Origin of the sequence: Geomonas propionica (assembly GCF_016458235.1) — a bacterium.
GTDB classification, from domain to species: Bacteria; Desulfobacterota; Desulfuromonadia; order Geobacterales; family Geobacteraceae; genus Geomonas; species Geomonas propionica.
In genome coordinates this window covers 97,660-117,567 of sequence record NZ_JAEMHK010000002.1, presented here as the reverse complement: position 1 = coordinate 117,567, position 19,908 = coordinate 97,660, and the positions used below count along the sequence as shown (strand labels likewise).

The 19,908-nt window shown below is 63.0% G+C and carries 20 protein-coding genes; 16 read left to right on the top strand and 4 right to left on the bottom strand.

Features of this window, described 5'->3' with window-relative positions; all coding sequences use genetic code 11:
• Nucleotides 1-11: 11 nt before the first annotated feature.
• From mreC to JFN90_RS03135, 5 genes are read left to right on the top strand one after another with little or no spacing between them, the layout of a single operon-like run.
• Nucleotides 12-836: a rod shape-determining protein MreC gene (gene mreC, locus JFN90_RS03155; protein WP_199393655.1), complete on the top strand. Its 825-nt coding sequence runs from the start codon at nucleotides 12-14 to the stop codon at nucleotides 834-836.
• Between the two features lie 24 nt (nucleotides 837-860).
• Entirely contained in the window at nucleotides 861-1,343 is a 483-nt protein-coding gene (mreD, locus tag JFN90_RS03150) for a rod shape-determining protein MreD (protein WP_199393654.1), read from the top strand.
• Nucleotides 1,340-3,391, top strand: coding sequence for a penicillin-binding protein 2 (gene mrdA / locus JFN90_RS03145; RefSeq protein WP_199393653.1), 2,052 nt, complete (start codon nucleotides 1,340-1,342; stop codon nucleotides 3,389-3,391). The genes mreD and mrdA overlap by 4 nt, the downstream gene beginning before the upstream one ends.
• On the top strand, nucleotides 3,381-4,481 hold the full coding sequence (rodA, locus tag JFN90_RS03140; protein ID WP_199393652.1) for a rod shape-determining protein RodA: 1,101 nt from the start codon (nucleotides 3,381-3,383) through the stop codon (nucleotides 4,479-4,481). The genes mrdA and rodA overlap by 11 nt, the downstream gene beginning before the upstream one ends.
• Before the next feature lie 40 nt (nucleotides 4,482-4,521).
• Nucleotides 4,522-5,664 carry a tRNA-queuosine alpha-mannosyltransferase domain-containing protein gene (locus JFN90_RS03135; protein ID WP_199393651.1) on the top strand — a complete coding sequence of 381 codons (1,143 nt, stop codon included), beginning with the start codon at nucleotides 4,522-4,524 and terminating at the stop codon, nucleotides 5,662-5,664.
• Between the two features lie 49 nt (nucleotides 5,665-5,713).
• On the opposite strand, the gene JFN90_RS03130 is transcribed toward JFN90_RS03135, so the two are convergent.
• Nucleotides 5,714-5,866, bottom strand: a complete 153-nt coding sequence (locus tag JFN90_RS03130; protein WP_199393650.1) for a hypothetical protein — start codon at nucleotides 5,864-5,866, stop codon at nucleotides 5,714-5,716.
• Between the two features lie 449 nt (nucleotides 5,867-6,315).
• On the opposite strand from JFN90_RS03130, the gene amrS reads away from it, so the two are divergent.
• The 8 genes from amrS to JFN90_RS03090 all read left to right on the top strand — a co-directional run bounded on the left by amrS (nucleotide 6,316) and on the right by JFN90_RS03090 (nucleotide 11,771).
• The gene (gene amrS / locus JFN90_RS03125) at nucleotides 6,316-7,329 is read left to right on the top strand and encodes an AmmeMemoRadiSam system radical SAM enzyme (RefSeq protein WP_199393649.1); all 1,014 of its coding nucleotides are present in this window, start codon (nucleotides 6,316-6,318) and stop codon (nucleotides 7,327-7,329) included.
• Nucleotides 7,320-8,702, top strand: a complete 1,383-nt coding sequence (locus tag JFN90_RS03120) for a sensor histidine kinase (RefSeq protein ID WP_199393648.1) — start codon at nucleotides 7,320-7,322, stop codon at nucleotides 8,700-8,702. Before amrS ends, JFN90_RS03120 begins: the two co-directional genes overlap by 10 nt.
• An 86-nt stretch (nucleotides 8,703-8,788) precedes the next feature.
• Nucleotides 8,789-9,436, top strand: coding sequence for a lysophospholipid acyltransferase family protein (locus tag JFN90_RS03115; RefSeq protein WP_199393647.1), 648 nt, complete (start codon nucleotides 8,789-8,791; stop codon nucleotides 9,434-9,436).
• On the top strand, nucleotides 9,426-9,872 hold the full coding sequence (gene rnhA / locus JFN90_RS03110; protein ID WP_199393646.1) for a ribonuclease HI: 447 nt from the start codon (nucleotides 9,426-9,428) through the stop codon (nucleotides 9,870-9,872). Before JFN90_RS03115 ends, rnhA begins: the two co-directional genes overlap by 11 nt.
• 31 nt (nucleotides 9,873-9,903) lie before the next feature.
• Complete coding sequence (locus JFN90_RS03105; RefSeq protein ID WP_199393645.1) at nucleotides 9,904-10,218, top strand: HNH endonuclease; 315 nt, start codon at nucleotides 9,904-9,906, stop codon at nucleotides 10,216-10,218.
• A gap of 21 nt (nucleotides 10,219-10,239) precedes the next feature.
• Nucleotides 10,240-10,860 (top strand): HAD family hydrolase, encoded by a 621-nt coding sequence (locus tag JFN90_RS03100; RefSeq protein ID WP_199393644.1) that lies wholly within the window; start codon nucleotides 10,240-10,242, stop codon nucleotides 10,858-10,860.
• A gap of 18 nt (nucleotides 10,861-10,878) precedes the next feature.
• Nucleotides 10,879-11,331: a tetratricopeptide repeat protein gene (locus JFN90_RS03095; protein WP_199393643.1), complete on the top strand. Its 453-nt coding sequence runs from the start codon at nucleotides 10,879-10,881 to the stop codon at nucleotides 11,329-11,331.
• A gap of 59 nt (nucleotides 11,332-11,390) precedes the next feature.
• On the top strand, nucleotides 11,391-11,771 hold the full coding sequence (locus JFN90_RS03090) for a VOC family protein (protein ID WP_199393642.1): 381 nt from the start codon (nucleotides 11,391-11,393) through the stop codon (nucleotides 11,769-11,771).
• A gap of 149 nt (nucleotides 11,772-11,920) precedes the next feature.
• Here the strand turns inward: JFN90_RS03090 and pfkA are convergent, their stop codons facing one another.
• The 3 genes from pfkA to JFN90_RS03075 all read right to left on the bottom strand — a co-directional run bounded on the left by pfkA (nucleotide 11,921) and on the right by JFN90_RS03075 (nucleotide 16,793).
• The gene (gene pfkA / locus JFN90_RS03085; protein ID WP_199393641.1) at nucleotides 11,921-12,880 is read right to left on the bottom strand and encodes a 6-phosphofructokinase; all 960 of its coding nucleotides are present in this window, start codon (nucleotides 12,878-12,880) and stop codon (nucleotides 11,921-11,923) included.
• A gap of 97 nt (nucleotides 12,881-12,977) precedes the next feature.
• On the bottom strand, nucleotides 12,978-14,246 hold the full coding sequence (locus JFN90_RS03080) for a replication-associated recombination protein A (RefSeq protein ID WP_236018857.1): 1,269 nt from the start codon (nucleotides 14,244-14,246) through the stop codon (nucleotides 12,978-12,980).
• Between the two features lie 51 nt (nucleotides 14,247-14,297).
• Nucleotides 14,298-16,793: a glycogen/starch/alpha-glucan phosphorylase gene (locus JFN90_RS03075; protein ID WP_199393639.1), complete on the bottom strand. Its 2,496-nt coding sequence runs from the start codon at nucleotides 16,791-16,793 to the stop codon at nucleotides 14,298-14,300.
• A 138-nt stretch (nucleotides 16,794-16,931) separates the two neighbouring features.
• On the opposite strand from JFN90_RS03075, the gene JFN90_RS03070 reads away from it, so the two are divergent.
• From JFN90_RS03070 to JFN90_RS03060, 3 genes are read left to right on the top strand one after another with little or no spacing between them, the layout of a single operon-like run.
• Nucleotides 16,932-17,798, top strand: coding sequence for an NAD(+)/NADH kinase (locus JFN90_RS03070; RefSeq protein WP_199393638.1), 867 nt, complete (start codon nucleotides 16,932-16,934; stop codon nucleotides 17,796-17,798).
• Nucleotides 17,799-19,460 carry a DNA repair protein RecN gene (gene recN, locus JFN90_RS03065; protein WP_199393637.1) on the top strand — a complete coding sequence of 554 codons (1,662 nt, stop codon included), beginning with the start codon at nucleotides 17,799-17,801 and terminating at the stop codon, nucleotides 19,458-19,460.
• Nucleotides 19,457-19,906: an N-acetyltransferase gene (locus JFN90_RS03060; protein WP_199393636.1), complete on the top strand. Its 450-nt coding sequence runs from the start codon at nucleotides 19,457-19,459 to the stop codon at nucleotides 19,904-19,906. Before recN ends, JFN90_RS03060 begins: the two co-directional genes overlap by 4 nt.
• Nucleotides 19,907-19,908: the final 2 nt, after the last annotated feature.

The following is a 19,908-nucleotide window of genomic DNA, read 5'->3' as shown; positions in this document are numbered from 1 at the left end:
TTTTGAGGCCGATGAAAAACCTTCTGATCCGCTACCGGCGCTTCCTGATGACCGCCCTGCTTCTACTGACGGCCTTTTTGACCTACGCCCTCAATCTTCGGAACAGGGAACACGCCAACCCGGTGGAGCGCACCGTAATGGGCATCACCGCTCCGGTGGCAGGTTCCGCCGCCAGCGCGACCGGCTTTTTCAGTGACATCTGGAACAACTACGTCGACCTGATCGACGTGCGGCGCGAGAACATTGAGCTCAGAAATAGCGTCAAGCGCCTGAACGCCCGCATCATCGCCGACAACGAGGCGGTCGCCGCCAACATGCGGCTCAAGCAGCTCCTCGACCTCAAGGAGAGCGTCGCGGTACCCTCCCTGGCGGTCTCCGTCATCGGCGAGGACAGCTCGGCCTGGTTCAAGACCCTGGTGGTGGATCGTGGCAGCGCCGACGGCCTGCAGGAAGGTATGCCGGTGGTGGCCATCGGCGGGGTGGTCGGCCGCCTGGTCAAGGTCGCGCCGCACTCGTCCCGGGTGCTCCTGCTCACCGATCACGCCAGCGCCGTCGCCGCCATCGTTCAGCGCTCACGCGCCCGCGGGGTAGTGCGCGGCGCCGGTGGAGGGCGCTGCTCCCTCGAATTCACCGTTAAGGACGAGGACGTGAAAGTCGGCGACACCGTGATCAGTTCCGGTATCGGCGGCGTCTTCCCCAAGGGGCTCCCCATCGGCGAGGTCACCATGGTGAAAAAGGGGGAGTACGGCGTGTTCCAGACCATCGAGGTGCGCCCGCTGGTCAACATCGGCAAGCTGGAAGAAGCGCTGGTACTGGTCAAGCAGCGCGATGAGTAGAATCCTCAAACACGGGTCAACGCAGTGATCGCCTATCTCAAAATAGCGGCCATTCTCATCGGCGCCCTGCTGCTCCAGATGACGCTCCTCCCCAGGTACCTGCTGGATCCTTTCCAGCCCAACCTGCTCATCATCCTGGTGGTGTACCTGGGACTCAAGCTGCCGCACCGCTTCGCCGGAGTCGCCGTGTTCGCCCTGGGGCTATTGCAGGACAGCTTCAGCGGCATCTACCTGGGACTGCACGCCTTTTCCTATCTCTGCATCTACACGCTCCTGTCCGAACTCGCCGACCGTCTCTATACCGACAACCGCGCCCTGTTCGTACTGGTCGTCTTCATAGCCACTATCATGAGTGCCCTCTTGAACCTTTTGCTGCTTCTGGTCTTCTCGGTCGGTAACGGCCTGTACGCCTCCTTGCTGCCCGCGCTCCTGCCGCAGGCGCTCATCAACGCGCTGATCGCCTCGCTGCTTTCCGGGGTAAGGCTCCCGGTAGAGGAGGCGCGATGAAACCGCTCAACAACATCCTTCCCGAGGACGACGGGGGCGGCCGTCGCATCATCGGCCTGTCGCTTGGGGCCTGTGTCATGTTCTTCCTGCTCCTGTCGAGGCTCTGGTACCTGCAGGTGATCAGCGCCGAGGACCTGATCGACCAATCCGAGAACAACCGGCTCCGCTTCGTCCCGGTGGCGGCTCCGCGCGGGGCCATCCTCGATCGCAACGGCAAGGTGCTAGTCTCCAATACCCCCTCGTTCTCCGTCGCGGTCATCCCGCAGGACGTCAAGAACAAGGAACAGCTGATCGACAACCTGGCCCATTACCTCAACCTGGACCGCACCGAAATCGAGACCAAGTGGAACAAGGGGCAGGGGAGGGCCAAGTACTACCCGCTGGTGGTCGCTTCCGGGATCACCCGCGACCAGATGGAGTTCCTGGAAGAAAACCGCCTCGCGCTCTCCGGGGTCAACATCGAGATGAAGCCGATCCGCGCCTACACCAACGGCTCACTCGCCTCGCACCTGCTGGGATACCTGGGCGAGGCTTCCGAGGACGAATTGAACTCGGAGCGCTACCGCGACTACAACGCCGGCGACTACGTCGGCAAAAGCGGCATCGAGCGCGCCTGGGAGTCATACCTGCACGGCACCGATGGCGGGCGCCAGATCGAGGTGGACGCCCGCGGCCGCTTCCTTCGCACCGTGGCGGAGACCGGCTCCAGCGTCGGCAACACCGTGATGCTCACCATCGACCTGGAGATGCAGAAGGCCGCCGAAAAGGCCCTGGGAGACCAGGCCGGCGCCGCCGTGGCCATGGACGTCAACACCGGCGAGATCCTCGCCTTCGTCTCCAGCCCCGACTTCGACCCCGCCAATTTCACCGGCCGCATGCCTCCCGAGGTCTGGAAAAAGTACCTGGAGGACGAGCGCCACCCCCTGGAGAACAAGGCGCTCAAGGGGATGTATCCTCCCGGCTCCACCTTCAAGATCATCACCGCCATTGCCGGCCTTGAAGAGGGGTTGATCGACGAGCACACCACCATCCAGTGCACCGGCTCCTACAAGTTCGGCAACGCCACCTTCCGCTGCTGGGACCACAAGGGTCACGGCGAAGTGAACCTGAAGAAGTCGATCCGGGAATCGTGCGACGTCTACTACTATAAGCTGGCCGAGCGCCTGGGCGTGGACCGGATCGCCAAGTACGCCAAGCTCTTCGGCCTGGGGGCGCCGCTCGGCATCGGCCTGGAGAACGAGAAGGGCGGTGTGATCCCGACCCAGGAGTGGAAGCTCAAGCGCTTCGGCAAGAAATGGTATTCCGGCGAGACCCTCCCGGTCGGTATCGGCCAAGGGTACGTGCTCACCACCCCGGTGCAGCTCGCGTCCATGATCGCCACCGTGGCCAACGAGGGAACCATCTTCCGGCCTCACCTGGTCAGGCGCGTGGTCGATTCGGACGGCAAGGTGCTGCAGGATTTCGCGCCGCAGGTGCTGGGTAAGACCGGCCTGAAACCGGCAACCTACCGCTTCGTCAAGGAAGGGCTGCTGGCGGTCGTCAACGAGGCGCACGGCACCGGCGGCAGCGCGCGGCTGTGGGAGGTCAAGGTGGCGGGCAAAACCGGTTCGTCCCAGGTGGTCAAGCTGCGCGACAGCAAGGGGGCGGTGCCGTACCGCTTCCGCGATCACGCGCTCTTCGTCTCCTTCGCCCCTTTTGAAAAGCCCGAGATCGCCGTTGCCGTTATCGTCGAGCACGGCGAGCACGGCGGCTCCGCGGCGGCACCGGTGGCCGGCAAAATCCTGCGCTCCTACTTCGAGGGGAAGGGGGTCATCAAGAAACCGGTTCCCAAGGCGGCCCCCACGGAAGAGGAAGGGGGCGAAGGGGTGGCCGAACCCGATGACGCCGCCCCAGCAACGACCAAACCCGCCCCGGCAACGACCAAACCTGCCCCGGCAACGACCAAACCGGCCCCGGCAACGACCAAACCGGCCCCGGCAACGACCAAACCGGCCCCGGCCGCAGGCAGCGCCCCGGGTAGCGATAAAAGAGGCAGAGATGTTCGATAGACGGCTATTCACCAACTTCGACTGGACCCTGTTAGGGGTGGTGCTGCTCATCACCGCCTTCGGGGTGATCAACATATACAGTGCGTCGTCCTCGTACCGGGATATCGGCACGCCGTACTACCTAAAGCAGCTCTACTGGATCGTGGCGGGCCTTGGGCTGTGCCTCACCGTCTGCAGCCTCGACTACCATATGCTCGAGGACTTCGCCTACTGGCTCTACGGCGGCGTGCTGATCCTGCTGGTACTGGTCCTCGTCGCCGGCAAGACGACCATGGGGGCCACGCGCTGGATCAGCCTGGGGTTCTTCAACATGCAGCCCTCGGAGCCGATGAAGATCGTCATCATCATGACCTTCGCCCGCTTCTTCAGCCGCTACCCGGTCTTCAAGGGGCTTACCTTGAAGGAACTGGTGCAGCCGCTGCTGCTTTTGGGCATCCCCGCCGTGCTGATCATGAAGCAGCCCGATCTCGGCACCGCGATCCTGGTTTCCCTCATCGCCGGCACCATGCTCCTGTTCGTCGGGGTGCGCTGGTCCGCCCTGGGGACCATCTTCGCCGCCGCGGTCCCAACCGTGGTGATCGCCTGGCGGTTCCTGCTCCACGACTACCAGAAAAAGCGCATCTACAACTTCCTGAACCCGGACCTCGACCCGCTGGGGAGCGGCTACCACATCATCCAGAGCAAGATCGCGGTCGGCTCCGGCGCCACCTTCGGCAAGGGGTTCATGCAGGGGACCCAGTCCCAGTTGCGCTTTCTGCCCGAACAGCACACCGACTTCGCCTTCTCGGTTTTCTCCGAGGAATGGGGCTTTGTCGGTTGCCTGCTCATGCTTACCCTGTACCTGTTCCTGATCCTGTGGGGACTGGGCATCGCCAAGAGATGCAACGACCGTTTCGGCTCGCTCCTCGCCGTCGGGGTCACCGCCATGCTCTTTTGGCATATCGCCATCAACATGGGGATGGTCATCGGTCTGATGCCGGTGGTCGGGGTACCGCTCCCCTTCTTCTCCTACGGGGGGACCTCGATGGTCACCTCGATGGTCGGGGTGGGGATCCTGCTCAACATCAGCATGCGGCGCTTCATGTTTTAGCCACCGCCGGGCCTTTCCCGGCCCAATAGGAGCGCATGCCATGCAGATCGCCCTCGTCGAACCCTACTGCACCGGGTCCCACGCCGCCTGGGCCACCGAGTACGCCGCCCATTCGCGCCACGAGGTAGAACTCTTCACACTGGCCGGCCGCAATTGGAAATGGCGCATGCACGGCGGCGCGGTCACCCTCGCCAACCGTTTCCTCGCCGCCGGCAACCGCCCCGACCTCATCCTCGCCACCGACATGCTCGACCTGACCACCTTCCTGGCGCTGACCAGGCCGCTCAGCGACGGCTGCCCAAGCGCCATCTATTTCCACGAAAACCAGCTCACCTACCCCTGGTCCCCCGGCGATCCCGATCCCGGGCAGCAGCGCGACCTCCATTACGCCTTCATCAACTACGTGAGCGCCCTGGCCGCGGACGCCGTGCTTTTCAACTCGCGCTACCACATGGAGTCCTTCCTGGGAGAACTCCCGGGTTTCCTGAAGCGTTTCCCCGACGCCGTCGATCTCGCGACGGTGCCGGCCATCGCGCGCAAATGCCGGGTGCTCCCCCTGGGGCTGGACCTTAAGAAGCTGGAGCCCTTTCGCTCCGAAGCGCGGCCAGACCAGGAGGCGCCGCTGGTGCTTTGGAACCACCGCTGGGAATACGACAAGGCGCCCGAGGAGTTTTTCGAGGCGTTGTACCAACTGGACGAGGAGGGGGTTGAGTTTCGGGTGGCGGTGCTCGGGGAGTCGTTCGGCCGGGCGCCTGCCGTTTTCAAACAGGCGCGGGAGAGGCTCGGCGCCCGCGTGGCGCAGTGGGGTTACCAGGAGAGCTTCGGCGCCTACGCCCACTGGCTGTGGCGGGCGGACATCCTGCCGGTGACCTCGCGCCAGGAATTCTTCGGCGCCAGCGTGGTGCAGGCGCTTTACTGCGGTTGCCAGGCGCTGCTGCCGGACCGGCTCGCCTATCCTGAACATGTGCCGAACGGGAGTGTCGAGGCCGTGCTGTACCGGGACGACGAGTCCCTGGTGGACCGGTTGAGGACGCTGCTTACCGGAAGTGAAGCGACGCGGGAAAACCTGGGAGGACACGTGGCGCGCTACGATTGGGAGCGGATGGCTCCGGTCTATGATGACTTCTTTTCGGCGCTGGTTGGGGGGGAGGGGGGAGTCGTGCCGGAGATCGCTCTCCGCTAGCGAGGAGTGGGACGGCGAGGGGGGGCGCCTTCGGCGCCCCCATTCCCGTTTAGGCGGCTTGCTTGCTCACGGTGATGATCTGGGCGGATTTCTCGAGCCAGACGGTACCGCAGGAGTTGCATTCCAGAAGGTCCTTGGCGTAGCCGTCGGAATGCATGTCGATCTCGATTCCTACTTTGTTGTCACAATGCGGGCATTTCATGTTTTGTTTCTCCTCAAGCGGATATTTTGATTTTGACAATATATAGAACACATAGCGTTGGTCAAGTGCTATTTTTTAGAAAAAGTGACCTAAAACAGTAGTTTAGCTTTATCTCCTCCTCCCTTTTCTGATTCTTCATTTTAAAACATTTCATTTTTTCTTGTCAACTTCATCGCGATTCTCAGGTGCATGTGCTTGGTAATACTGGCTATTTCCGGTTATCAAACAAAGGTATGCCATTCCAGGGCCTGGTTGTTGACCTTTGCGTAAAATGGGAGCGGCGCCGAAAAAAATATTCACCCCCGATTTCGTCGAACGATGGTTTGACGGTGTGTATACGATATCGGGGTGTCACTATGCATCTCCCTAAATTTCCGCTGGAATTTTTCTCCGTTAAATGCTATATTTGCGCTCGCTAATTTACCCGCCGTCTGAATCGGAGGTGCGGCATGAAAGAGGCTATGTTCTACGAGAAGCTTGACGGGCAGCGGGTACGGTGCGGACTGTGCCGTTTCGGTTGCCTGATCGCGTCGGGGCAGCGTGGTCGTTGCCGGGTTCGCGAGAACCGCGACGGCGTGTTGTATACCCTGGTGTACGGCAATCTCGTTGCCGAACACGTCGATCCGATCGAAAAAAAGCCCCTGTTTCACCTGCTGCCGGGGAGCCGCTCCTACTCCTTGGCTACGGTGGGGTGCAATTTCAGATGCCTGCACTGCCAGAACTACACCATCGCCCAGCCTGATGAAGCGGCCGTCGAACGCTCAGGCAGTTTCGTGGAGCCCCAAAAGGTGGTGGAACGGGCTCTGGCGACGGGATGCCGCTCCATCGCGTACACCTACACCGAGCCGACCATCTTCTTCGAGTACGCCTACGAAACGGCTCAGCTGGCCAAGGCGGCGGGACTTAGGAACATATTCGTCACCAACGGCTACATAACCCCCGATGCACTGGCCGCCATTGCTCCCTACCTCGATGCGGCCAATATAGACCTCAAAGGGTTTACCGACGCCTTCTATCGCGAGGTGGTGGGTGCTTCGCTCGGGGAGGTGCTCGACTGCATCCGTGATTACAAGCGGCACGGCATCTGGGTCGAGCTCACCACCTTGGTGATCCCAAACCGCAACGACTCGGAAACGGAGCTGCGCGACCTCGCCCGCTTCATCGCCACGGAGGTGGGAGTGGAGACCCCCTGGCACGTGACCCAGTTCTACCCGACGCACCGCCTGACGGACCAACCGCGCACCCCATTGGAAACCCTGCGTCTTGCCAGCCGTATCGGCCGGGAGGCGGGGCTGCGCTACGTGTACGAAGGGAACGTCCCGGGCGAGGGCGGCGAAAACAGCTATTGCTCTTTCTGTGGCTCCCTGCTAATTAAGAGGCACGGTTATCTGGTGGAAAAGAATCTTCTGTGCAATGGCACCTGCCCCGGCTGCGGGGCGGTCATCGAGGGTGTATGGATGTAATGCAGCGGCTGTCACGATGGGCCAGTCTCTCGGAACCGGGGCTCATCTCCTTTCTTTTTCAGACCCTCCTAGGACTCGTGCTGGTCCTGTTGTTCTGGCTGGTGGACGGTGCTCTTGACTACCTGCTCTTCGGCGGTAACAGCTTCACCAGCGTGCTTTTTGCGCCGGACAGCTACAAGGACCTCGCCCTGGCGCTGTTCCTGGTCTGCGGCATGCTCCTCTACAGCCGCCGCGCCCACCGCAACGAATCTTCGCTGGAAAAGGCTCTGCAGGCCGCGCTTGAGGAGGCCCAAAAGGAGCGGATCAAGATGGAAGGCATCTTCGAGGCACTCGGGGAAGCGGTCTCCATCCAGGATCCCGAACTCAGGGTCCTGTATCAAAATCCTGCGCACCAGCGCATGACCGGCGAGAACACGGGCCGCTACTGCTACGAGGCGTACCGCAAGCAGAGCGAGGTCTGCCCCGGCTGTCACATCGTCGCCTCCTTCCAGGACGACAAGGTGCACCGCGCCGAGTTGGGGCCGGAGTTCTCCGCCACCGGGGGATGGGTCGAGCTGATCGGCTCATCGCTCAAGCGCAGCGACGGCACGCCGCTTTACGGCATCGAGATCGTCCGCGACATCACGGCGCGCAAACTTGCCGAACAGGAAACCGCCGCTCTCAACGCCGCGCTGACCCATAAGGCCTCGGAACTGCAGCAGGTCAACCAGGAACTGGAGGCGTTCTGCCATGCCATTTCCCACGACATGCGCGCACCGCTCACCCGCGTGTACAGCTCCGCCCAGGAACTGAGGGGATACCGCGAACAACTCGACGACAACGGGCGCTTCTTCGTGGACCTGGTCCATGACGGCTGCATCCAGATGGAGTCTCTGCTCGACTCGCTAATGGTGCTCTGCCGCGTCACCGAGGTCGAGATTTCCTGCACCACCTTCGATCTGGTCCCCGCCGCCCAGGAGATTGCGGCGCAACTGCGCCAAGACCAATCGGGCGCCCCGGTCTCTTTCATCACGCCGGAGCGGCTCCCGGTGTACGGCGACCCCCAGCTGCTGCGCGTGGTGCTGGAAAACCTCCTCTCCAATGCCTGGAAATACAGCAACAAGGTCGCGGCCCCGGTGGTAGAACTGGGGGTGCTCACCACGGAGCAGGGGGAGAGCGCGGTCTTTATCCGAGACAACGGGGCCGGTTTCGACGGCACCCGCGCCGGGCAGCTTTTCCAGCCCTTCAAGCGGCTGCACACCTTCCGGGAATTCCCCGGCACAGGTCTGGGGCTTGCCACCGTGCGGCGCATCGTGCGCCGTCACAACGGGCGCGTCTGGGGGGAAAGTGAGCCCGGCCGCGGAGCCACCTTCTACTTCACGCTCCCCGGCTGAAGCGGAAACGGTTGCCCCGGCATCGGCATTCATGCTATACATCAACTTTCTTTCAATAAATTCCACGTGATGAAGAGGTTTTCTTCTTGAAGGTTTCACTGCTACGTCGCTTCTGGGTTACTTTCTCCATCTGGGTAATCGGCAGCTACGCCTCACTGTTGAACCGGTTCCGCATCGAGGGAGCCCAGCACATCCCCACTAGCGGGGGCGTCCTTATTGCCTCCAACCACATTTCCGCCTACGACACCGTATTCCTCCCCTGGGCCGTCATCCGCAACCACCCGATGCAGATGCTTTGGGCACCCGCGAAGGAGGAGCTCTTCTCCGGGTTCATGGGGCTCGTCTACCGCTCCTGGGGCGCTTTCCCGGTCCGGCGCGGCCGCGACGTGCGCGCCGGCAAGCAGATCAACGCGCTTTTGGCCGACCAGAAGGTGATGCTCTTTCCCGAGGGGACCAGGCACAAGGACGGCGTGCTCGGCAAGGGGAACCGGGGCGTGGGGAAGATCATCTACGACACCAGGCCGCACGTGATCCCGACCGCGCTTTCCGGTATCAACCGCTGGAAGTTCCCGGGCGTGGGGCTGCCAGGGGGGGTGGTGTTCGGGGCTGCGCTGGACTTCAGCGACCTGTACCAGCTCGAGGACTGCAAGGAGACCCACCAGATGATCGTGGACCGGGTGATGGATGCCATCGCCGGGCTCCTACAGCAGGGGGGGCGGCCGCATGCGGGTTGAGATCTTTTGCGACGGCGCCTGCAGCGGCAACCCCGGCATCGGCGGCTGGGGAAGCATCCTGCGCTACGGCGACAAGGTGAAGGAGCTTTCCGGCGCCGAGGGGGACACCACCAACAACCGGATGGAAATGAGCGCCGCCATCCAGGCCCTGGAGGCGCTGACCCGCCCCTGCGAGGTGGTGGTTACCACCGACTCCCAGTATCTCGCCAAGGGGATGACCGAGTGGCTTTCCGGCTGGGTGAAAAAGGGGTGGGTGAACTCCAAGAAGGAACCGGTGCTGAACCGCGACCTGTGGGAGAAACTGCTGGCCCTCGCCAAGATGCACCGGATCACCTGGGTCTGGGTGCGCGGCCACAACGGCCACGTGGAAAACGAGCGCTGCGACGAACTGGCGCGGGCGGCCATCGACAGCTACCGGGCCGGCGCGGGCAGGTAAGGGGAGCTTTCGCTCCCGATACGAGGTTGTAGTGGATTACTTTATCATCGAGGTCTCCGAGGTGGAGGTCCGACGCGAGCGTGAGAAGGCGCGCGAACTGCGGCGCAGTCAGTGGTGGAAGAACCGGGTGGCCAAAGGGGTCTGCCACTGGTGCCTGGGAAAATTTCCGCCGGCGGAGCTCTCCATGGACCACATCGTACCCGTGATCCGCGGCGGCAAATCCGCCAAGGGGAACGTGGTCCCCTGCTGCAAGGAATGCAACAACAAGAAAAAGCACATGCTCCCTATCGAGTGGCAGGAGTACCTGGCAGGGATGGGGCGTGACGGCGGTGCCGATGAGAGCTGAGGCTGCCGTGGAGATAGAGTTTTGAGCGAAAAGTACAAAGCGGTCATCTACGACTGCGACGGCGTGTTGTTCGACTCCTTCGAGGCCAACTACGCTTTTTATCATCTGATACTGGATCGCTTCGGCAGGTCCGCCATCGACCGCGGCGACGCTGATACCATGCGCATCCTGCACACCTATTGCAATAAGGACGTGCTCGAATACCTCTTCGCCGGCGACGACCGCATGGATGAGGTGCGTGCCTTTTCCGCCAGCATCGATTACCGCAAGCTCTTCCCGCTCATGATCATGGAACAGGGGCTGCGCGAGACCCTGGACGCGTTGAAGGGGAGGGTGGAGCTGGCGATCTGCACCAACCGCGCGAGCTCGATGGACATCCTGCTCGACTCCTTCGGGCTGGACGGCTACTTCAGTTGCGTCATGACCGCGGGGCGGGTCAAGAACCCCAAGCCGCATCCTGAGCCCCTCTTGAAGGTGCTGGAGCACTACGGTCTGGCGCCGCATGAGGCACTTTTTGTGGGCGACTCGGACGTCGACCGCCGTGCGGCCGAGGGGGCGGGTGTTCCTTTCGTGGCGTACCGCGGTGAGCTCGAGGCCGCCGTCAGGATAGAAAGACACCAGGATCTGCTGTTACTGCTTTAGACACCGGAGGGTCGCTCTATGGAGCCTGTGCCGCAGGAAGATGCCGAGAAGCTGTTAAGCCGTGCCCTTGCCTCCTTTTCCGCGGGCGAGTACCAGGCGGCCCTGGCCCTGCTGGAGCGGGCTCTGAAGCTGGAAGACAACCCGTTGCTGCACTCCTACCTCGGTCTGTGCATCGCCAAGGAGCGCGGCCAGGTGAAGAAGGGGCGCGAGCTCTGCCTGGCCTCCCTGGAGCTCGAGCCGCAGAACCCGGTGCACTACCTGAACCTGGCCCGGGTGCACCAGGTCGCCCGCGACAAGCCGCAGGCCCTGGAAGCCCTCAGGAAGGGGATGGGGGTCGGGGGAAGCGAAGAGATCGTGGCCCTGCTGGCCATCTTGGGCAAGAGGAAGCCGCCTCCGTTACGTTTCCTGAGCCGCGACCACTTATTGAACAAGTGGCTCGGTATCGCCTTCTCCCGCATCGGCCTGCGCTAGACGCCGTTCCGTAGTATACTTCTCCTCGTTTGCTCACCCCGGGCGCGAGGAGGTGCCAGATGACGGATCGATTCAGGGAGCAGGGTGCTTTCAGCTGGTTCGAGCTGACCACGGATGACGTTGCCGCAGCACAATCCTTCTACGGCAGGCTGTTCGGCTGGAGCACCGAGCGCTGGGACGGGGAAGGGGACTACACCCTGATCAAGGTCGCCGGCAAGGAGGTGGCCGGGATGGCGCCGGCCGGGCCGGGACACCGCAAGCCCCTGGGGTGGGGGGTGTACATCACCGTGACCGACGTGGACCAGACCGCTGCCAAGGCCGAGGAGCTGGGCGGCAAGGTGCTGGTTCCTCCTACCGATATCCCGAGGGTGGGTCGCTTCTGCGTGCTCCAGGACCCCCAGGGGGCCGTGCTGAGCGCGATCACCTACTGCCGCCCGTAAAGGGGAACACATAAACGTGAAAGGCCGCGCCCGGTACCGGTGCGCGGCTTTTTCATTTGGTTGCCATCCTTGGTCCCCCTCCGCCGGATCTGCCGGCGTTTGTCCCCTCCCCTAGAGGGGGAGGGTTAGGGACGGGGAAGCTTCTTCCTTTAAATTCCCAGGATCATCGACAGTTCGTGCAGCTCGTCCTGCTGCATCTTCTCGCTGACCACCACGGTCTCCAAGGGGGTGGAGCAGATCTCGCCGCAGCAAAGCCCTACCATCTTTCCCTTTTCCCCTGCGAACAACTGCTCGACGGCCGCATGGCCGAAGCGGCTTCCCAAGAGCCGGTCGAAGACCGAGGGAGCGCCGCCGCGCTGGTAATGCCCGAGCACCGTCACCCGGGTCTCGAAGCCGATGGCGTCCTTGATGTTGTCCGCGATGTTCTGGGCCCGTCCCGCGCCCTCCGCGAGGATGATGATGGCGTTACTGCGCCCTTCCTCGTAGCGCTTCCTGAGCTGGTTGCACAGGTCGGTTACGTCGCACTCGACCTCGGGGACGATGGCGTACTCGGCTCCGGTGGCGATGGCGCTCATGCTGGCCAAGTAGCCTGAATTTCTACCCATCACCTCGATGACGAAGGCGCGATCGTGCGAACTCGCCGTGTCCTTGATGCAGTCGACCGCGTAAATGATGTTGTTCAGGGCGGTGTCGACGCCCAGGGCCATGTCGGTGTAGGGGATGTCGTTGTCGATGCTGGCCGGGATCCCGATCACCGGCACCCCCATGCGGTGCAGCGCGAGCGCGCCGTTCAGCGAGCCGTCCCCGCCGATCACCACCAGCCCCTCGACCCCGAGATCCTGCAGGTGCCGCACCGCTTTCTCACGGCCGAGCACGGTGCGGAACTCCTCGCTTCTGGCTGACTGCAGGAAGGTGCCTCCGCGGTGCAGGATCCCCGCCACTTCCCTGGTGGTCATCTCCAGCAGGTCCCCCTTCAACAGGCCCGCGTATCCCTTCCTGAAGCCGACTACCTGCACCCCGTGTCCTAGCGCGGTGCGGGTCGCGCTCCTGATCGCCGCGTTCATGCCGGAGCAGTCTCCGCCGCTGGTGAGAATCCCGATCTTCTTCATGCTCTTACTCCAATGGAGGTTGTCATGCCGGGGGGCTCGTCTGCCCCGCGTGAGGCAAGCTTGAATATATCATGGGGTGTTCCATTTTCAACAAGGCTTACCGCTCGGGATCGTTCGACTTTTCCCGCTGACCCTTGATCCAGGCCATGCGCTCCCGGATGCTTTTCTCGTAGCCGCTCTCCTTGGGGGCGTAAAAGCTCCTCCCCGCGAGCTGGTCCGGAAGGTAGCCCTGGGCCACGACGCCGCCCTGGTAGTCGTGCGGGTAGAGGTACCCTTTGCCGTAGCCGAGCCCTTTCATGAGCTTGGTGGGGGCGTTCCTGATCTGCATCGGCACCGGGAGCCCACCCGATTTTCTCACCTCGGCCAGCGCCTGGTTGATCCCCATGTAGCTCGCGTTGGACTTGGGGGCGGTGGCGAGATAGGTGACCGCCTGTCCCAGGATGATCCTTCCCTCCGGCATCCCCACCAGCCGGAACGCCTCCAGGGCCGACACCGCCATCTGCAGCCCGCGCGGATCGGCGTTGCCGACATCCTCTGAGGCGAAGACGACCATGCGGCGCAGGATGAAGATCGGGTCCTCGCCTGCCTCGATCATGCGCGCGAGCCAGTAAAGGGCCGCGTCCGGGTCGGAGCCCCGCATCGACTTGATGAAGGCGGAGATGACGTTGTAGTGCTCCTCGCCCCCCTTGTCGTAGAGCAGGGGCTTCTTCTGGGTCGCCTCGCGGGCGATGTCGAGGGTGATCTCCCCCTCGCGCGCGAGCCTCGCCGCGGTTTCCAGCGTGTTGAGCGCGATGCGGGCGTCGCCGCCGGCCTGCTCGGCCATGAAGGAGAGCGCGTCCTCGGAAGCGGACAGCTCGAACTCCCCCAATCCCCGCTCCCGGTCGGTGAGGGCGTTCACCAGGATCTGCCGGATGTCCTCGTCGGCAAGCGGGTTCAGGACCAGCACCTTGCAGCGCGACAACAGCGGCGCGATCACCTCGAAGGATGGGTTCTCCGTAGTGGCGCCGATCATGGTGAAGGTACCGCGCTCCACGTAGGGGAGAAAGGCATCCTGCTGGCTCTTGTTGAAGCGGTGGATCTCGTCCACGAAGAGGATGGTCCGCTTCCCCTGGAATTTCAGGATGTCCTCGGCCTCCTTGACCACCTCGCGGATCTCCTTGATGCCGCTCATGATCGCCGAGAAGAAGATGAAATGGCTCTTGGTGGCGCCCGCGATGATGCGGGCCAGGGTGGTCTTGCCGGAGCCCGGAGGGCCCCAGAAGATGAGGGAGGTGACCCGGTCGGTTTCGATCAGGCTTCTCAGGAGTTTCCCTTCGCCCAGAAGGTGCCCCTGTCCCAGGTATTCGGAGATGGTGCGGGGCCGCATGCGCTCGGCAAGCGGCGCGAATCGTTCGTCAGTTCCGTTGAAAAGATCCAATCAATGCCTCTGTAGTTCCACGGCCCCCGGGAGGATGTCGACCGGCTTGATGCCCCAGATTTCGCGGGCGTACTGGTCGATGGTCCTGTCGCTGGAGAATTTGCCCATGCCGGCGCAGTTGAGTATCGCGCGCCGTGCCCACTCGTCGGGCTGTTTGAACAGCTCGGCCACTTTCTCCTGGCAGGCGACATAGGCAGCGTAGTCGGCCAGGAGCATGTAGTGGTCGCCCAGGTTCAAAAGCGAGTCGGTGAGCGGCGTGAACAGTTCGGGTGCCCAAGGGGAGAAGAAACCTGAGGCGATCATGTCCAGTACCCGTTTCAGTTCCCGGTTGCCGTTGTAGTATTCCCGCGGATTGTAGCCACGCGCGCGCAGCTGCGACACCTCGGCCGCGGTCATGCCGAAGATGAAGATGTTGTCGCGACCCACCTCTTCCATGATCTCGATGTTGGCCCCGTCCAGGGTGCCGATGGTGAGGGCGCCGTTCAGGGCGAACTTCATGTTGCCGGTGCCGGAAGCCTCGGTGCCGGCGGTGGAGATCTGCTCAGATAGGTCGGAGGCGGGGAAGATCTTCTCCGCCAGCGAAACGCTGTAGTTGGCCAAAAAGACCACCTTGATCCGTCCCGCCACGTCCGGGTCGTGGTTCACCTCTCCGGCCACGGCGTTTATGAGCCGGATGATCAGCTTGGCGGTGGCGTAGGCGGGCGCCGCCTTGCCGGCGAAGATGAAGGTGCGCGGCACCACCTCTGCGCCCGGGTTATCCTTGATCCGGTTGAAGAGGGTGATGATGTGCAGGACGTTCAAAAGCTGCCGCTTGTACTCGTGCAGCCGTTTCACCTGCACGTCGAAGAGCGAGTCGGGGTCGACGTCGATGTCGTTGTGCTGCTTGATGTAGCGGCACAGCCCCTCCTTGTTGCTCCGTTTCACCTGGCGCCAGCGCCCGAGGAACTCCGGGTCGCCCGCGATGGCGCGCAGCTTCTCCAACTCGTACAGGTTCCTGGTCCAGTCGCCGCCGATGTACTCGTCGATGAGCCCCGAAAGGGCAGGGTTGGACATCTTGAGCCAGCGCCTCTGGGTGATGCCGTTGGTCTTGTTGTTGAAGCGCTCCGGGTACATCTCGTAGAAGTCGTGGAACAGCTCGTTCTTGAGGATCTCGGTGTGCAGCGCGGCCACCCCGTTCACCGAGTGGCTCCCGACGATGGCGAGGTGCGCCATGCGGATCTTTCTTTCCCAGTGCTCCTCGACGATGGACATGCGGGCCAGGCGCTCCGGCTCGCCGGGGAACCGCTCCCGGATCTCCTTCAGGAAGCGCTCGTTGATCTCGTAGATGATCTGCAGGTGCCTTGGCAGAATCTGCTCGAAGAACCAGACCGGCCACTGCTCCAGCGCCTCGGGGAGGATGGTGTGGTTGGTGTAGGCGAAGGTCTTCTTGGTGATCTCCCAGGCCTCCTCCCAATCGACCCCCTCCACATCCATGAGGACGCGCATCAGCTCGGGGATGGCAAGGGTGGGGTGGGTGTCGTTCAACTGGATGGCGACCTTGTCGGGCAAAAGCCGCATGTCCTGGTGTTTCTTCTGGAAGCGGTAGAGCACGTCATGCACGGTGGCCGAGGCAAGGAAATATTCCTGCTTGAAGCGCAGTTCCTTTCCCTCCACCACGTTGTCGGCGGGATAGAGCACCTTGGAGATGGTCTCCGACTGCATCTTCTTTTCCACGGCCCGGATGTAGTTCCCCTCGTTGAAGAACTTCAGGTCGAACTCGCGGCTTGACTTGGCGCTCCAAAGCCGCAAGGTGTTGACGCTTTGGGTCTGGTAACCGGGGATCGGGGTGTCGTAGGCCATGGCCATGACGTCGTCGGTGTCGACCCACTCGCGCACAAGCTTGCCGTCGGGGTCGAAGGTCGAGATGACCCGGCCGTAGAACTTCACCGTGTGCAGGTGCTCCTGCCGGTCCAGCTCCCAGGGGTTACGGTAGCGCAGCCAGTTGTCCGGTATCTCCACCTGGGCCCCGTCCGCGATGTGCTGGCGGAAGATGCCGTACTCGTAGCGGATGCCGTAGCCGTAGGCGGGGATGGACATGGTGGCCATGGAGTCGAGGAAACAGGCTGCCAGACGCCCGAGGCCGCCGTTGCCAAGCCCCGCGTCCTGCTCCTCGTTGACGATCTGGTCGAAGTCGTTGCCCAGCGAGGTGATGGCGTCCTTGAAGTCATCCCAAAGCCCCAGGTTGATGAGGCTGTTGGAAAGGGTCCTTCCCATCAGGAACTCCATGGACATGTAGTAGACTCTTTTGTTGTCCGAGTTATAGTAGGCCTGCTGCGTGTCGAGCCAGCGCTCAACGAGATGATCGCGCACTGCATAGGCGAGGGCGTTGAACCTGTCATAAGCGGTGGCCGAGTATTTGTCTTTTCCCAGTGTGTATTCGAGATGTTCGAGAAAGGACTTGATAATGAGCATTTGCTTGTCAAGCTCTTCGTTGATGCCGATCTGCTCTTCAGTCATGAGTCACCCTGCATCTGCACGTAGTTATTGTGGGAAAGGTGTCTGAGGGACTACTTGGGGCGCGCCAGTTTTCCGTTGGACATGATACACCAACTGTGCTAGTAAATCCTAGATTACAGTACAAGTAAAGGGTTCGTGATGAAAAAAATCGCCATTTTCGCGAAAGTGCACGATCCGCGCTCTCTGGGGGTCGCCGAGGAGCTCATCGAGTGGTTGGCCGCCCGCGGCGTGACCGCCCATGTCGAGGAGCATCTCTCCCGGAGGCTACGGCGCACCACGCTCGCGGAGAGCTCGGAGAGTTCCGAGATCGCGCGCGACGCCGACCTCGTGGTGGTGCTTGGCGGCGACGGCACGCTCATCGCGGCCGCGCGCCTCATCGGCGAGTGTGATGTCCCGATCCTGGCGGTCAACCTGGGGAGCCTCGGTTTCCTCACCGAGATCACCCTGGACGAGCTCTACCCGTCCATGGAGCGCTGCCTGGCCGGCGACTTCGAGGTGACCGAGCGCATGATGCTCCTGGCGAGCGTGGAGCGCGCCGGCCAGATGGTCGAGCTGCACCGCGTGCTGAACGACGTCGTCATCAACAAGGGGGCCCTGGCGAGGATCATCGACATGGAGACCTCGGTGACCGGGCGCTACCTGACCACCTTCAAGGCCGACGGCCTGATCATATCGACCCCGACCGGTTCGACCGGCTACTCGCTTTCCGCGAACGGACCGATCCTCCATCCGGAACTGGAGTGCATCTCGATCACTCCCATCTGTCCGCACACCCTGACCAACCGCCCGCTGGTGGTGGATGCCTCGGCCCAGATCGCCATCAAGCTGAACTACGCCCCGGACGAGTCCGTGTTCCTGACCCTGGACGGCCAGGTCGGCATGAAGCTCCTTTCCGGCGACGTGGTGCAGATCAGGAAGGCCCCCCACGTGACCCGGCTGATCCAGTCCCGCAGCAAGGATTACTTCGAGGTGCTCCGCACCAAGCTCAAATGGGGTGAACGCTAAGTGCTCAGAGAGCTGCAGATAACCAACCTCGCCATCATCGACAAGCTGCACGTGGAGTTCAGCCCCGGGCTCAACATCCTGACCGGCGAGACCGGCGCCGGCAAATCGATCATCATCGACGCGGTGAACCTGATCCTCGGTGGGCGCGGCAGTGCCGACCTGATCCGTTCCGGCGCCAAGGAGGCCTCGGTGGAGGCGCTCTTCGACCTCTCCGGGCGCGAGGCGCTGCTGCAGGCGCTCGCCGCCGCGGGGATCGAGTGCGACGGCGAACTCTTGGTGCGGCGCGTGGTCGCTGTCGGCGGCAAGAGCCGCGTCTTCATCGGCGGCGGGCTTGCCACCACCTCGCTTCTCTCCGAGATCTGCCGCAACCTGATCAACATCTACGGCCAGCACGACGCGCAGAGCCTTTTGAAGACCGAGCAGCACCTGCTCCTCTTGGACGGCTACGCCGGGGCGCTCCCCCTGCGCGCCGAGTTCGCCGCGCGCTACGAGGCGTGCCAGGCCGCGAAACACGAACTGCAGGCCCTTGAGGCGGGGGAGCGCGAGGCTGCCCGAAGGCTCGACCTGCTCTCCTTCCAGAGTAACGAGATCGCCGAGGCCAAACTCGTCCCCGGCGAAGAAGAGGAACTGGCCGAGGAGCGAGCCCGGCTCGCCCACAGCGAGAAGCTGATGGGCGCCTCGCAGAGCGCCTTCGACGCCCTCTACGGCGGCGACGCCCCCATTCTCGGCAACCTATCCGGCATCATCGCCGGGGTCGCCGACGCCGGCCGCATCGACCCGGCTCTTGCCCCCGTTACCGAGGCGCTGCAGGCGGCCTACGCCCAGCTCGAGGACGCCTCGCTCACCCTGCGCGACTACGCCGCCCGGGTCGAGTCCGACCCTGCCCGGCTGGAGGAGATCGAGGACCGGCTCGACGCCATCGGCCGGCTCAAGAAGAAGTACGGCGCCAGCATCGAGGAGATCCTCGCGTACCAGGGGGAGGTGGACCGGGAGCTGTCGGTGCTCTCCAACCTGGAAGGGACCCGCGGCGAGCTGCAGGCGCGCATCGCACAACTGGAGCAGGAACTGGCAGCACTGGGCGGGAAGCTCACCAAGGCGCGCGAGGAAGGCGGCAAAAGGCTCAAGGAGGGGATGGAGCGCGAACTGGCCGAGCTGGCCATGACGCACGCGGTCTTCGAGACCTCCTTCGAGAAGAGCGCCGAGGCGAGAAGCTACGGCTTCGAACGCGCCGAGTTCCTCTTTTCGCCGAACCCGGGCGAGCCCCCGAAGTCTCTGGCCAAGATCGCCTCCGGCGGAGAGCTTTCCAGGCTCATGCTGGCCTTGAAGCAGCTCCACCCCGACTCCGAGGTTCCCACCCTCATCTTCGACGAGGTGGATACCGGCATCGGCGGGGCGACTAGTGCCCTGGTGGGCGAGAAGCTGAAACGGGTGGCCCGCGAACAACAGGTGCTGGCCATCACCCACCTGCCCCAGGTGGCAGCCTTCGCGGACCAGCACTTGAAGGTCGAGAAGAAAGTCGCCGACGGACGTACCGCCACCGGCGTGGAACTCCTGGAAGGGGAGGAGCGGGTGGCCGAGGTGGCGCGCATGCTTTCCGGCGCGCGCGTTACCGAAAAGACCCTGGAGCATGCCAGGGAGTTGATTCAGGAGGCAGTGAGATGATCAGAAAGGCCAGGATTGGCGACGTAAAAGAGATTCAGAAACTATTGACCAACTTCGCGAGCCGCGGCGAGATGCTCTCCCGCTCGCTTTCCGAACTGTACGAGGCGTTGCGCGACTTCTACGTATTCGAGGAGGACGGCCGGCTTTTGGGCACCTCTGCGCTCCATATCGTCTGGGATGACCTGGCGGAGGTGCGCTCCGTCGCCGTAGCCGAGAGCGCCGGGCGGCGCGGCATCGGCAGCCAGGTGGTGGGGGCCTGCATCGATGAGGCGCGCAGTCTGGGGCTGAAGAGGCTCTTCTGCCTCACCTACAAGCCCGATTTCTTCGCCAAGTTCGGCTTCAAGATCGCGGACAAGTCCGAGTTGCCGCACAAGGTATGGGGTGACTGCATCAAGTGCGTCAAGTTCCCGGACTGCGATGAGATCGCGATGATTCTGGAGCTGTAGGC